Annotated in this window: 11 protein-coding genes; 1 reads left to right on the forward strand and 10 read right to left on the reverse strand. The window is 63.5% G+C overall.

The window, feature by feature from the left end; genetic code table 11:
* Positions 1-100: 100 nt before the first annotated feature.
* Positions 101-979 (reverse strand): Coq4 family protein, encoded by an 879-nt coding sequence (locus tag C7W88_RS20305; protein ID WP_118075314.1) that lies wholly within the window; start codon positions 977-979, stop codon positions 101-103.
* A gap of 108 nt (positions 980-1,087) precedes the next feature.
* Positions 1,088-2,830, reverse strand: a complete 1,743-nt coding sequence (locus C7W88_RS20310; protein ID WP_118075315.1) for a D-aminoacylase — start codon at positions 2,828-2,830, stop codon at positions 1,088-1,090.
* 147 nt (positions 2,831-2,977) lie between these two features.
* Here C7W88_RS20310 and C7W88_RS20315 point away from each other — a divergent pair, with 147 nt between their 5' ends.
* Positions 2,978-3,763, forward strand: a complete 786-nt coding sequence (locus C7W88_RS20315) for a helix-turn-helix transcriptional regulator (RefSeq protein WP_240344980.1) — start codon at positions 2,978-2,980, stop codon at positions 3,761-3,763.
* 180 nt (positions 3,764-3,943) lie between these two features.
* On the opposite strand, the gene C7W88_RS20320 is transcribed toward C7W88_RS20315, so the two are convergent.
* The 8 genes from C7W88_RS20320 to C7W88_RS24985 form a co-directional block, all read right to left on the reverse strand.
* Positions 3,944-4,957: an aromatic ring-hydroxylating dioxygenase subunit alpha gene (locus C7W88_RS20320; protein ID WP_118075316.1), complete on the reverse strand. Its 1,014-nt coding sequence runs from the start codon at positions 4,955-4,957 to the stop codon at positions 3,944-3,946.
* The gene (locus tag C7W88_RS20325) at positions 4,957-6,120 is read right to left on the reverse strand and encodes an ATP-grasp domain-containing protein (RefSeq protein ID WP_162896276.1); all 1,164 of its coding nucleotides are present in this window, start codon (positions 6,118-6,120) and stop codon (positions 4,957-4,959) included. Before C7W88_RS20325 ends, C7W88_RS20320 begins: the two co-directional genes overlap by 1 nt.
* Positions 6,113-7,348, reverse strand: coding sequence for a cell division protein FtsA (locus C7W88_RS20330; RefSeq protein WP_118075318.1), 1,236 nt, complete (start codon positions 7,346-7,348; stop codon positions 6,113-6,115). The genes C7W88_RS20325 and C7W88_RS20330 overlap by 8 nt, the downstream gene beginning before the upstream one ends.
* A complete protein-coding gene (locus C7W88_RS20335; protein ID WP_118075319.1) occupies positions 7,332-8,183 on the reverse strand; it encodes an MBL fold metallo-hydrolase in 852 nt (283 codons plus the stop codon). Before C7W88_RS20335 ends, C7W88_RS20330 begins: the two co-directional genes overlap by 17 nt.
* Complete coding sequence (locus tag C7W88_RS20340; RefSeq protein WP_240344981.1) at positions 8,180-8,998, reverse strand: NAD(P)-dependent oxidoreductase; 819 nt, start codon at positions 8,996-8,998, stop codon at positions 8,180-8,182. Before C7W88_RS20340 ends, C7W88_RS20335 begins: the two co-directional genes overlap by 4 nt.
* Before the next feature lie 184 nt (positions 8,999-9,182).
* A complete protein-coding gene (locus tag C7W88_RS20345; RefSeq protein WP_118075958.1) occupies positions 9,183-10,175 on the reverse strand; it encodes a 3-oxoacyl-[acyl-carrier-protein] synthase III C-terminal domain-containing protein in 993 nt (330 codons plus the stop codon).
* A gap of 84 nt (positions 10,176-10,259) precedes the next feature.
* Positions 10,260-11,918, reverse strand: a complete 1,659-nt coding sequence (locus C7W88_RS24980) for an AMP-binding protein (protein WP_370073257.1) — start codon at positions 11,916-11,918, stop codon at positions 10,260-10,262.
* Positions 11,915-13,738 carry a 1-acyl-sn-glycerol-3-phosphate acyltransferase gene (locus C7W88_RS24985; protein WP_370073258.1) on the reverse strand — a complete coding sequence of 608 codons (1,824 nt, stop codon included), beginning with the start codon at positions 13,736-13,738 and terminating at the stop codon, positions 11,915-11,917. Before C7W88_RS24985 ends, C7W88_RS24980 begins: the two co-directional genes overlap by 4 nt.
* Between the last annotated feature and the right edge of the window lie 39 nt (positions 13,739-13,777).

Raw genomic sequence — 13,777 nt, forward strand, 5'->3', positions numbered from 1 at the left:
GCCCGGCGTGTGGCGCCGATGCGCAAGGGGCGGCGAGGCGCAATGCGCTCGCCGCCCCTGAGCCTTCAGATCGGTGGTCCTTTGGTGATGGCGTCTGTCCTCATTCGGCGGCTTCCATCATCGGCACGCCGTAGTTGGGGTCGTCCTCGTTGCAGAGGCGGTTGGTGTCGTCCCAGCGGCTGTCGATAACCGGCGTGATGTTCAGTTCGCGCCGGATGTCCTCGATCTGGACGTCGGCATATTCGCGCCAATCGACCAGCATCAGCGGGTACTTCCAGTTGCGCCCCTGCTGCGCGCCGATGAACTCCGCCTCGAGATTTACGACCATCGCTTCGGGATAGAACAGGGCGTCCTTCATCGTCGTCTTCGCCTTGAGGTAATAGGCGATGCGGCTGAAGAAGTTGCTGAGCTCGGGATGGAAATAGAGCGACTTGGCGTGCATGTTGGCTGATAGCAGCGCGATCTCGCCGCCATGGTTGGGGCCGAAGCCGGTGATCATGTGCTCGATATCGTGCGAAAGCGCGGTCTGGCGCAGGTAGTAGGTGAAATCATTCACCACCTGGATTTCCTGGAAGAACAGGTCGAGCTGGTAGCCCGAGTTCGCCATGAAATCATGGATCGCCGCGCCGAGCGTTCCGGGGGCACAGTCCTTGGTCTCGGCAAGAGTAAAGTTGGACAGGCTCTTGCGGTCGAGCCAGCGCTTGAACAGCGGCAGGCGTGCCTTCTCCATTTCGAACAGTTCGATGATCCGGGGCATGTCCTCGAGATCGTGGAGGATCTGCGCCACTTCAGGGATGTAGGCGGTGTTGGGCAGGTCAGGCCCGTTCCGCCGCAGCATCTCCTGCGCGATCAGCGCGCGCAGGCCCGAATGGTTCAGGTACTTGGAAGAGCTGACGAGGACCGAGCTCTGCGTCTCGATCTTCTGGATCCGGCCATTGAAGTAGGCCCGGTCGGCATCGCCGATCTTTGCTTCGCTCATGTCGGCATCCTTTCCTGATATTTGCAAAAGGTTAGGGGGCGTCCGGGAGGGAGTGGACGCCCCCGGTTGCGAGGGTTCATCTTGGGGAATCAACCCTCGCTAGGGGTATCATTCCGCAGCCTCGGCCAGCGCGGCGTCGTCGTTGGCGGGCGAGAGGAATTCGCCCGGCATCGCGCCGGTGAACGCGCCGTTCTCGAAGGTCGGAACGCCGTTCACGAGGGTGAGGCGGGTCGGCATCGCGGCGCGGGTGAAGCGCCAGGTGGTGCCGCCACGGCCATCGGGCACGTCGTGCGCCTTGATCATCTCGCGGCGCTGGATTTCGTCCATGTTGAACACGGCAAGGTCAGCGCGCTTGCCGACAGCGATCACGCCGCGATCGTGCAGGTTGAAGTGGCCTGCAAGCTTGCCGGTCATGATGTGGATGGCCTGCTCCAGCGTTAGCTTCTTCTGCTCGCGGACATACTGGGTGAGCAGCAGCGCGTTCTCGCCGCCTCCGCACAGCATCTGCAGGTGTGCGCCTGCGTCCGAGATGTTGCCGACGGTCCTGGGGTCGTTCATCAGTTCAAGTGTCAGGTCCTCGTCCTTGGGGAAGGGGGCCATGTGGACGGTGGAGCGGGTGCCGTTCTTGAGGATCCAGTCAGCCATCGCATCGGAGCGGTGGAGGCCGAGGCTGTCGGCATACTCCTTGAGCGTGATGTTGAGCGGACCGGTGCCGTTCTCGCTGTCAAGCAGGAACAGTTCCTGCGGGTTCTTCAGCGGCGAGTGATCCCAGGCCTGCGTATCCCAGCTTTCACGGGCACGGGCGCGCCATGCCGGATCGGCAAGGAGCTGCGCCTTCTTGTGGTGGTCGTCCTCGAGCACGACTTCGTGCCAGACGTAATCGTTCGACTGCGCGAAGATTAGCGACTTTACAAGGCTGAGCGTCGAAGTCGGCGAGACGTGGGCATAGCCCGGCCACACATCGACCCCGGCTTCACGCATCTTGCGCACCGACTCCTGCATCGCGGGCAGGATGCCCTTCTGGAATTCCAGCGTGGGGATGGCACCCGCGATCTGGCACTTGATGTTGCGACCACCGAGCAACTTGGCGAGCCGTTCGAGGTTGGCCGGACCGGTCATGCGCATAAAGGTGTCGACGATGACCTGGTAGCAGCAGCCGGGGTAGCGCTCCATCACGTCGAACAGGGCTTCGAACTCGGCGTCGTTGGCCATCAGCGTGGGGACAGGGCGGTTCTGGCCGTCGTGGTCATGCATGTTGTCCGACATGCCGAGCGCGCCTGCAGCCAGAGCATCGTCGAGCAGTTCGGCCATCTTGGCGATCTCTTCCGGGGTTGCCTCGCGCTCCCAGGCCTCGACGCCCATCGCCGCCAAACGGATGGCGATGTGGCCGACATAAGCGGCGTAATTGAGCGGCGATTTGACGTTGCGTTCGACCGACGCGCGGTACTCGCTCCACTTGTTCCAGTCCCACGGCAGGTTCTGCATGAACGGGCCTTCGGGGATGTCTTCGAAGAACGAGAAGATGCCGATCATTTCGCGCTGGGCGGGCATGTACTTGTGCAGCGGCGCGGCGGAAAAGCCACAGTTGCCGAGGATCATCGTCGTCGCGCCATAGCCCGGCAGCGGATCGAGATCGGGCTGCCACCACATCGTGCCGTCATAGTGGGTGTGGCTCTCGATGAAGCCGGGGGTAACGTGGCAGTTGGTGGCGTCAAACACGCGCTCTCCAGCCGGGGCGAGACCTTCGCCCACCTCGGCAATCACGCCGTCCTTCACGCGGACATCCGCCTTGAAGGCCGGGGCGCCGGTTCCGTCCACGACGGTACCATTCTTGATGAGGATGTCGGTCATTTCATTCTCCCGTTGGGTCCGTTGGATTGCTGCATGTTGCGCAGCATCGTCCGCAGAATCTTGTTCGTTGGGAGCAGCATATGCATGGGGCGAATGTGCGAAGACGGGCTCTTGCCAAACGGATCATCCTGTTATCTAATTCGGATCATGACGCGATACGAGCCTACCGCATTGGCGATGATTTCCGCGCTGCGCCGTCATTTGCGCAAAGATGGATGGACTGTTTTACGACTTTCGCGGGAGCTGGGCGTTGGCGAGGCCACCGTGAAGCGTTGGCTGGCGGGCAAGGGACTCACCATTGACCGGCTGGAGCGCATGGCCCAGCTGTGCGGGCTGGTGCTGGGCGACCTCGCAAGGGAGGCAGAGGAGTGCCCCGGCGATCTCGCGCACGAGCTGACGCTGGCGCAGGAGAAGGCGCTGTCGACCAACATCTTCCTCTCGTTCCTGTTCATGGCCTTGCTGGGCGGCGTGTCGGCAGAGGAAGTGGCTGCGGACTTCAATGTCCCGGCTGCAGCGATGGATGCCGCTCTCGACCGGCTTGAACGTCTTGCTCTGATCGACCGCTTGCGCAGCGGACGGGTGCGCCCGCTTGTCGACCGCGCCCTGGTCTTCCGCAAGCAACCTTTGCGCGCCTTGTTCGAGGTTCACATGAAGCGCACCTTCTTTGAACTTGATTATTCGCAGCCTGAAACCGTCTACAGCGCCGAGACCGTCAAGCTATCACCTGCCGGTGCCGCGCAACTGGCCGAACTTATCGAGCGGCATCACGTGGAAGTTCAGATCCTCGCCGAACGCGACCGCGAGGTCCATGCCGGTGAGGCAGGCAGCGGCTGGTACGGCATGCTGAGCGTCATGCGACCTCTGGACATGGAGCCGTTGCGCGTGGACGGCATCACCGCATGGACGGATGCGCTTGGATCGGGCGGCGCATAAGGGCCGGTTTGAGAGACCGCTCAGCGCCTATGTCTACTTCTGAACCGCTGTGGGCCAGTTCAGCGATGGCCAGAGACGCCATCTTGGAATGTTTCCCCGGGGAAACACTCCAAATGGGATATCTGGCGCGCGCCGAGCGTGATTTCCGCAATCGCGGCACAGTCGAAATCCCATTAGAACTCAGAGTTCTGCCGTCACACCTTCGTCCGCACCGGGCGGTACGTGCTGACCTGACCACAGGCGTTGCAACCTGTTGCCGAGAATATCGCCAGGCCCTTCGACAAAGCGGGGATTGCCGAACAGCGCCATGGTCGCATGCTGACGTGCTAGCGCTTTGCGGTCCTGTGCGACCACGGGCGCAAGGAACAGTCGGATCGCAGCCTGTTTCAGCCAGCCCGGAGCAAAGCCTCTCCGCGTGGAAAAGCGCGCGAAAGGCGTGAAGCTGCCATCGGTTGCCGGCGTGAAGATCGCCGTCACGCACAGCGTCAATCCAGCGTGTCCTTCCCAGCGCGCTTGCACGATGGTTGGTGGATAATAGCGAGAGATGCTGCGCTGCCGGTCGCGTTCCAGAAAGCGGGACATCAGGCCCAGGTCTGGCGCGTCCTGTTCGATCGCCATTTCAATGCCGTCACCATGGCTGGTCACGACAAGTCTCACCGGAAGGCGGCGATCCCGACGCCGGATGAAGCCGTGATGCAGGTGGCCGGTGTGGAACGGATCCATGACGTTCTCGATGGCATCGAAGGCGCGGCCCTGCCATGTGCCCTGCTGCCACCAGAAGTGATCGAGTTCGGGGTTGTCGAAGTCGGGCGGCAAAGTTGGTTCGTCAGGCGCAGCGTCGCTCATGCTGACGAAAACGGCACCAGCCCGTTCGATCACGCGCAAGGGCTGCGCCGCCAGTTTCGCTTGCGGCAATGCTGCAGAAGGACAGCCCGGCGTTTCGACACAGCGGCCATCGGCTGCGAACCGCCAACCATGGTAGGGACAGGACAGGGTTCCGTTCTCGACCCGTCCTTCGGACAACGGGTAATTGCGGTGCGGGCAGCGGTCGACGAGTGCGGCGATCCCGGAGGTGCTTCGAAACAGCACGATCGGCGTGTTGCACAGCATGACCTTGCGCACGGTGCTGCCGCGAATATCTTTCGCAAGGGCAACCATGTGCCAAGCATCGGTTACTGCGTCGGGAAAGGCCATCAGGCCAGATCCTCCCCATTCCATTCGATATCGCAAGTGGTTGCGGCATTGGTCGATATGCCCATGACCAGACCCTTGAACGCAAACGCTGCCGCGTCGACCAGTGCCCCGAGGGCCGGAGCACGATCTCCAGGACGGGAGATGGCATCGCGACCTTTTGCAAGCGTGGCGCACCATTCGCGCAACCGCCCCGTCCTGATGGCCAGGGGCAGGCCCAGCACCCACATCGCCGGCCCCAGGAATGCTGGCCGAACATCGTCGAAGGCTTGGGCTTGCGGCTCACCGGTCAAAGCGCCCAAAGCTGTACCCTGCGCGATCAGGAGATGAATTCCGCTGGTGGCTCGGGGATTGCATTCGAGCAGCCACGGTTTTCCGGCGATGTCGAACATGACGTCGCAGGCGAACTGCCCATGGACCAGGGCTTTACTGGCCATTGCAGCGGCGATTTCGTGCAGAAGTTCCGAACGGCTGCTGTCCAGCGGCTCGAAGGCATAGGATGCGCCACCGCCTAGCCGCCAGCGCGAGCGGTATGAGGCAAAGCCGGTCAGCACCCCATAATGCGCGACAGCATGAAAGCACGCTTCCTCGCCCGCGATGCGCCGCTGCGCCATCCAGCCGCCCGCAGCGATCTGCGTAGATGACGCAAGTTTAGCCGCACTCGGACCCACCATCGTGCGGTCGCCGAAGCGGCCAAAGCGCGGTTTGAACACCCAGTCACGGCTGCTGTGCAGGAATGGCGCCAGGTCTTCGGCACTTTGGATCGCGTGGCTTTCGGGTGCATCCACGCCCCAGGCACGGCAGGAGGTGGCAAAGGCCAGCTTGTCATGCAAGTGGCGTAAGGTCACCAGATCAGGGGCAAGGAGCCTGCCCGAAAGCGCATCGCGCATTGCCGGCGCGGCGAGGTGAAACACCTCTTCGCACGTGGGCACGACAAGCGCGATGCTGTGACGTTCGACTAGTTCAGCGATTCTTGCGCGAAATTCCGCTGCACTGGAGCGGGGTGAAGGGTAGCGATGGTGTAGCACCGGCAGGCGTGACCAGCGGGCCATGCGCGCAGTGACGCAATCGGCCAGATGAACGTCCCACCCTTCGGCCACGAACGCGCGGGCGAGATCCAGTGCGGCGGCGGCCCTTGCCCCGGTGATGAGTACTGCCCTAGCCATCGCGCCACACCACCTTGCGGCGCTTTGGTCCGTGCCAGTCGGGCAAGTCGTGGCGCACTACCGGTTTCCGGCCGACGAGGCGCTCAAGCACGGTGGCAGCCTGCGCAGCGCGGTCTGACGGACAGAGCGATCCGACTGCCAGGGATATCCCGTGTCGGTCTGCCGAAGCCTGCCACTGGTGCTGCGGCGTCAATACGCTCTCGACCGCGGCGATGACCTGAGGCGGGGTGATGCAGTTGCCTCCGAAGCGCCAGATATCCTGAACCCGTCCCTCGACCGGCCTGACCACGCGCCCGGCAAATCCGCATGGGCAGTTCTGCTCGCCCCACTCGACATAATCGTCGCCAATAATACGGACGATGGGCTGGCTGTGGCGCCTGAGATCGGTGATGACCGGACGGAAGCCGCGCGTTCCCGTGACGGGCTCCGGTTCAATTTCAAGCGCATGATCATTCAGGTGCAGACGGCCTGCGGCACACTCAGCGCCCAGAAAGCCCTCCGTCGCCTGCCAGATCGACCTTGGCCTGATGCCGAAATGCGCGGTAACCAGATCGCGCTCGCCACTGCTCATCGGCTCGCTGCCGAAAAACAGATGGCGCAAGGTTGGAAGTGTGGCGCCTAGGCAGGCCAGCCCGATCAACCGCGATGGCGGAGCGATCAGGATTGTCGGGGCATAGTCTTGCAGGGCCTTGGCGCTATCGCAGACCGCAAGCTCTATCGGGAAGTGTGCGAAGCGCAGTCTTCTGCGGGCCGCATCGCTGTACAGCGCATTGCTGGCCCGCAAGTGCAGGGCAAGGCGCTGCGAGCGCAGCAGGGCGGAGAACGGCAGGAGGCGCGCAAGACTCTGGCCGATGTAGTCCGCACGTTCGGCAGCCGTCGCCACGAACAGTCCCCGCGTGGCGCCGCTGCTGCCGGTTGACCAACCTGCGCTGAGGCCTGCGGTTTGCGGCTCCATTTCTGCAGCATCGGCCAGGCGGCGAAGGGCCTCGTCGCTGAGCGAGAGGCTGTTCCACGCGCCGTAATCCTGACGCATTGAATGTACCGGCGTTACTGGAAAAGCTTCGAGCGGCGCACCCGCGAAGGGCGCAAGCGCCGGAGTTCTCGCCAGTGCTGGCTGAAGGTCCGCCCACAGCCGCCGCCTGTGTTTTGCGAGGTCTTGCGCGTTACGCGACATCGCGCGGCGCGTGCGCAGCCATGAGGCGGCAATGCGTTCAAGCTGCATCATCATCACCGCGAAAGGCGCGGGCGGTGCTGGCGCAATGCGATGGCAGGATGGCCAGTTCAGGATTGCGATGCACCGCGCTGCACAGCAGGTCCAGCGTTTCGCGATAGCGGCGCGTATTGCCGAGCAGTGCGGTGGTCAGGCGCGGTGGCGCTCGTCGTTCTGCGATGGACCGTCCGGACCAGACCGCATCGGCAGCGAGCAATACCGGCTGCCCCTGCCGTGTCTCGAAGGCCAGACCCCAGTGTCCGGCGCAATGCCCGGGCAGTTCAACCGCCAGAAGGCTGCCATCGCCGAGAATGTCGTGCCCCTGCGCAAAGGGTGCGAAGGCACTTGGCAGGGTAACCGGACGGGCATCTTCAAAGTAGCGGGCCATTGCATCGACATTTTCCGGCACCAGCTCGGCCAACAGGCCGTTTCGGACGCGCGCAATCCGTCCTTTCCCGCGAAGGGCATCGAGGCCGGCCCTGGCGCAGTAGACCGGCAAGTGCGCGAGATGGCGCAAGCCCGCGACATGATCGCCGTGGAAATGCGAGACAATGGTCCCGGCAATCGCTGCCCCGTCGATGCGGTGGTGCTGCAGCCAGACCTGCCAACGCTCAGCCTCGCCGATCGAAACCGGCGTTGTCCAACGGTAGAAGCGCTCCGGAAAGGGCCGCGTCGCTGCGATGAAGGCAGGGTCATATCCGGTATCGAACAGGAATAGCCCAAGCGCCGGATGCTCGATCACGCCCACCATTGCCGGAAATTCGACAGCGCAGAGGCTGCCGCCGGCGATGGTCATGCCCTCGGGGTGGCGACACGATCCGCGCTCAAGCCACCTGAAGCCGACGCGGATCATGGCTCACCTCGATTGACAGCGAGCTTGCGCGCCTCCGCCAGCAGGCTTTCGAAGGCATTGTGCCGGGGGCGGTAGCCAAGCAGGCGCTGCGCAGGTTCCTGATCGAATGTCTGCGACCAGCCCAGAGTGGCCAGGGTGTAGCGGGTCAGCACAGGCTCCTTGGTGGCGCCTGCAAGCCGGGCAAAGGCTTCCAGAGCAATCGCCAAAAGCCGGGCAAGACCGATCGGCACCGTGACCAGTTTGGGGGACGTGCCGAGGCTTGTCGCAAGCCCCATCGCTATGTCGCGCACGGAAAGGGGTTGGCCGCCCGAGATGTTGATCGCCCGGGCACGCAGTACCGAAGCGCGATGTTCTGCCTCGCATATTGCCCAGGCAGCGTCCCTGAGATCGGTCATTTCGACAAGCGCCCTGCCGCCGCCGGGCAGGGGCATGCGCGCCCTTTGCGCAAGTTCGACAAGGCGTGGCAGAACCACCCGATCCCCTTCGCCGACGAGGGCGCGCGGACGGATGGCACAGCAGGCCATCGCGTCGTCGCGTGCGGCCAGGACCAGACGTTCGGCCGCAAGCTTGGTCAGGGCATAGGCATTGAGCGGGTGCGTGGGTGCATTGGCCTCGCCGATGGAGAGGCGGTTGCGAAATGCCGCGAAGATAGAGGGCGAGGAAACGAAGACAAAGCGTTGCACGCCCGCGGCGCCGGCGACCTCGAGCAATCTGCGCGTCGCGGTGATGTTGGCGGCGACGAAGTCCCGCCGGTTGCCCCAACTGGCTGAAAGGGCGGCAGCGTGGATTACGCTGTCGCAACCGTCAATCAGCACTGGAAGACAAGCGTGCTGTGTGACGAGGTCCATAGCGACGAATTCAGCCCCATCGCACGAAGCCTGGCGCCCGCCTGATGCGATCGGCCCGTCGCCATGATTTGGTGACCTCTCGCCAATGCTTCCCTCACAATGGCGAGGCCGAGTCCGCCAGTTGCTCCGGTGACGAGGATGCGACGCCTGCTCAAAGCCGGAGAACCATGGCCGTGGCGCTGATCCCGGCTGCGGTGCCCAGCAGCAGCACGGCGTCACCCTGCCGCGCCGCGCCAGTCTCGAGCGCATGGGCCAGCACGGTCGGGATCGATGCAGCAATCTGATTGCCGGTCGTGGCGAAAAGATCGATCACGCGGTCGCTGCGGGGCGCAAACAGGCGTTTGACATGGGCCACCCCGGGTGCGCTCGCCTGATGGCAGACGACGCAGGCAATGTCTTCCCGGGCGAGACCAGCGTCAGCCAGTGCGCGGTTGATGACCCCCGGCAGGGCCTTTGCTGCGGCCTTGAAAATGCCGAAAGCATCCATCTCGAAGTGCGATCCGGCGGTCAGCACATCATACCCCTCACTCACCCGCAGCCGGGTGCCGCCGGCGCGCAATTGCGCGAGGGGATGATGTGCGCCCTGTGTCACGCTGGCAACAGAGCAGATGCCGCGGTCGGGTTCGGCACATGCCTCAATGGCCAGGGCTGCGGCGCCATCGCCGAAGATCGAACGCGTCTTGGCATCTGCGGGGTCGAGTCCGGCAGATGCAATGTCACTGGCGAAGACCAGTGCCCGGCGCCAGCGTCCGGTGGCGATGCCCATCCCTGCAACATCAAGTGCGGTCACGAAAGACAGGCAGGTCTGGTTCACGTCAAAGCATGGTACGCCCGATCGGCCGAGGCCGAGCCGATCCTGCACCATCGCGGAGGTCGACGGAATGGGCTGCTCCATCACGCCGCATCCGCCGATGATCACATCGGGCGGACCATCCCAACCAGCGCGATCAAGCGCCATGCGCGCGGCTGATGCGGCCATCATCGAGGTCGTTTCGTCGGCCGCCGCGACATGGCGTGCGGCTATGCCGAATTCGCGTTCCGTCCAGCCCGGATATTGGCCATGCCGGAGATCGAGATCCAACGACGCAACCACCTCCCGCGGGCGGTAGCTGCCCCATCCAGCTATGGCGAATCGGCTGATCATCGTCATGCATCCCCTATGCCGGGAACATGCTTCAAAAACTGAACGATGTCTAATTAAAATTATACACCGTTCAGTTTGGCTTTGTCAGGCCTCTTCGGCTGCTTCGAGTTCGGCATCAGGCTCGCTGTTGGGTGCAGCTGGCTGCAACGCCATTTCCCCCATCGTGACGTAATCGAGCTTTCCGGTGCCGAGCACAGGGAGCGCATCGACCACGCGAATATCGCGCGGAATCATCAGTTCGGTGACGCCGTTGGCACGGCCCCACGCCTGCAGGGCCTTGTGCTCTGCTCCCGGCGCAGTGGTGAAGAGGACAAGCTGTTCGCCCTTCTTGGGATCCGGCCGTGTGACGATGGCATGGTCGAAGCCCGGCCAGCACTTTGCGGCGTAGCCTTCGACCGCCGGGAGCGACACCATCTCGCCGCCGATCTTGGCAAAGCGCTTTGCCCGGCCACGGATCGTGATGAAACCGGCTTCATCGATGGTGACGATATCACCGGTATCATGCCAGCCTTCGTGTGGCGGCTGCAGCTTGCCCGGATCCGAGGCAAGGTAATACCCCGCCATGACGTTTGGCCCGCGAATGAAGAGGCGGCCGCCTTCGGCAATACCCGGCACCGTTTCGAGCCTCGTCTCGACCGCAGGCAAGGCGCGGCCGACGCTGCCAGCCATGAAATGCATCGGCGTGTTGACCGCGATGACCGGCGCGGCCTCGGTCGCCCCATAGCCTTCGAAAATGCGCAGGCCGAACTTCTCGGCATAAGTCTTGCGCGTTTCGTCCCGCACTTTTTCCGCACCGGCAAAGATGTAGCGCAGCGAATAGAAGTCGTAACCGTGGGCCATGCGGGCATAGCCCGACAGGAAGGTGTCGGTGCCGAACATGATCGTGGCATTGGCGTCATAGGCGAGCGCCGGGACGATGCGGTAATGCAGGGGGCTGGGGTAGAGCACCACCCGGATACCGCTGAGCAAAGGCAGCAACGTACCGCCGGTAAGGCCGAAGGAATGGAACACCGGGAGGGCATTGAGCACGATATCGCTGGCGTTGAAATCGATCCGCGCGGCGAGCTGGGCGCAGTTCGACAGCAGGTTTCGGTGGGTCAGGACGACGCCCTTGGGCACGCCTTCCGAGCCGCTGGTGAAAAGGATCACGGCAGGGGCTTCAGCGGCAATGCGATGCTTCAGGTGGCGCCGTTCGGCGCTACCCGCACCCAGCAGCGCGCGCAGCTTTTCGAATGCGCCGATAGTTGCGCCGACGTCTTCCAGCCAGACGATGCGCAGGCCATCGCCTTCCAATGCGGCGATGACATCGTGGAGCTTTGCCTGATCCACGAAGGCGCGGGCAGTGACCACGGTGCGGATCGCAGCGGTCATGCAGGCCGAGCGCATGTTGGCAACGCCCACGGTGAAGTTGAGCATGGCGGGAACGCGGCCTATTGATTGCAGTGCGAAGAAGGCGGCGACCACGCCATTCACGTTGGGCATCAGCAGGCCGACGGCCTCGCCCGGTGCGGTGCCCTGCGCCAGGCGCTTGCCCAGCACGGTGGTAGCGGCAAAGAGCTTGTCGTAGCTCAGCGGTTCGCGCTTCACGTCTTCCACGACCAGCGCCTTGCCGCCATGGATTGCCCTCGCCTCGCACAGGGCGGAGAACAGGGTGCGGTCGGTGTCGGACGTCGCGAACATCATCGCGCTCATCTCGTCATAGAGGCGACGACCGGCCACGGCGCGGCGCTGGCGCGCGGTCATTTCGCCTTCGATCGCAAAGCGGCGCGGGGCAGGACGGTTAGCGTGATCTTGGGAAACCAGCGCAGGCGGACCTTGCCCTGCATGCGGGAAAAGCGCGTGTACTGCGGGCCATCGAGGCGCATTGGAATGATAGGGGCGTCGGCCTTGTCGGCCACCATGCCGGGGCCGTCGAATACCTTCATCAGGGCACCGGTGCGGGTGATGCGGCCTTCGGGGAAGATGACGAGGGTGCGCCCCTCCTTGACCGCCTTGACCATCGCCTTGGCAGCCATCGGGTTGGTGGGATCGACCGGGAAGGCGCGGAACAGCTTGAGGAAGGGCTTGATCCAGATCGAACGTGCGATCTGGGTGTTGACCGCGAACGTCGGTTTGCCAGGCAGGAATGCGCCGAGCAGCACGCCGTCAAGAAAACTGACGTGGTTGACGACCACCACGGCCCGCTCGCCCGGCTTTGGCATGTGCTCCATGCCCGAAACCTCAACGCGATAGAGCACGCGCAAGGTCAGGCGGATCACATCCTTGAACAGCGTTTCAGGCAGGAGCCAGACTGAAGCCAGAGCGACGAACAGCGTGGCAAAGCCCAGCGCACCGATAAGGCCGGGGACATCGACGCCAGCGGCGAGCAGACCCGTTATCGCCAGCACCGCCAACACGGTGAGGCCGGCGTTGACGACATTGTTGGCGGCGATGATCTGTGAGCGTTTGTCTTCCGGGCTGGCGACCTGAAGGATTGCATAGAGCGGCACGATGAACATGCCGCCCGAAGCTGCGATCACGGCAAGGTCAATCAGGATGTGCCAGGCGCCGGGGGTGGCGAGGAACTGCGCGGTGGAGGCGCCTGCCGTACGGACTTCAAAGCCGCTGGTCGCGATCCATAGGTCAATCAGTCCAAAGGCGAGGATCAGGGCGGAAAGCGGCACCCAGCGCGCCGAAACCTCACCCTTCAGCAAGCGGTTGACGATCAGCGAGCCGACAGCGATCGCGATCGAAAAGACCACCAGAAACAGCGTGGCGACTTCCTGCCGCGCGGCGAGCGTGCCCGAGACGAGAGGGGCGAATTCACTGATCAGAACTGCACCAGCAGCGAAGAACCAAGAGATGCCAAGGATCGAAAGCCAGACGCCGCGACCTTCCCGCGCCGTGGCCAGAATGGCTTTCGTGCCGCGCCACAGATTGCGATCAATCGTGTGAAGTGAACCGCTCGGCGGGGCGGCGGGCACGGCGAGGCTCATACCGAAACCGAGGATTGCGATTCCGAAGGCGGCAAGGCCTGCTTCCCATGGCGGGACTACGCCTGCCAGCAACTGCCCACCGAGGATGGCGAGGAAAGTGCCACCCTCGATCAGCCCGGTGCCACCCATGACTTCGCCCGCATGCAGGTGCTGCGGCAGGATCGAATACTTGACCGGGCCGAACAGGGTGGAATGCAGGCCCATCAGGAACAGGCTGGTGAGCAGCAGCGGGATCGACAGGAACCAGAATCCGGCCAGCGCCGCGGCCATGATGGCGACCTCGGCGCCCTTGATCCAGCGGATCAGCCGCGCCTTGTCCACTGCATCGGCGAGCTGCCCGGCAAGCGCCGAGAACAGGAAATAGGGCAGGATGAACAGGCCCGTTGCCACAGCTGCCAGCAACTTTGCATTCGCAGGATCTGTCGCGAAGATGCCGAAGTTCGCCAGGAACAGCATCGCGAACTTCAGGAGATTGTCGTTGAACGCGCCAAGGAACTGGACCGTGAAGATCGGGCCGAAGCGGCGCTTCGTCAGCAAGCTGAAATCGGGAGACGACATAGGCACCTTTCGCGTGTTCGATGCTGCCATACCGGAGCGTGGGTTCCGGCGAGGTTAAGAGGCGCATTT

The organism is Novosphingobium sp. THN1 (assembly GCF_003454795.1).
In the GTDB taxonomy this organism is placed as follows: Bacteria; Pseudomonadota; Alphaproteobacteria; order Sphingomonadales; family Sphingomonadaceae; genus Novosphingobium.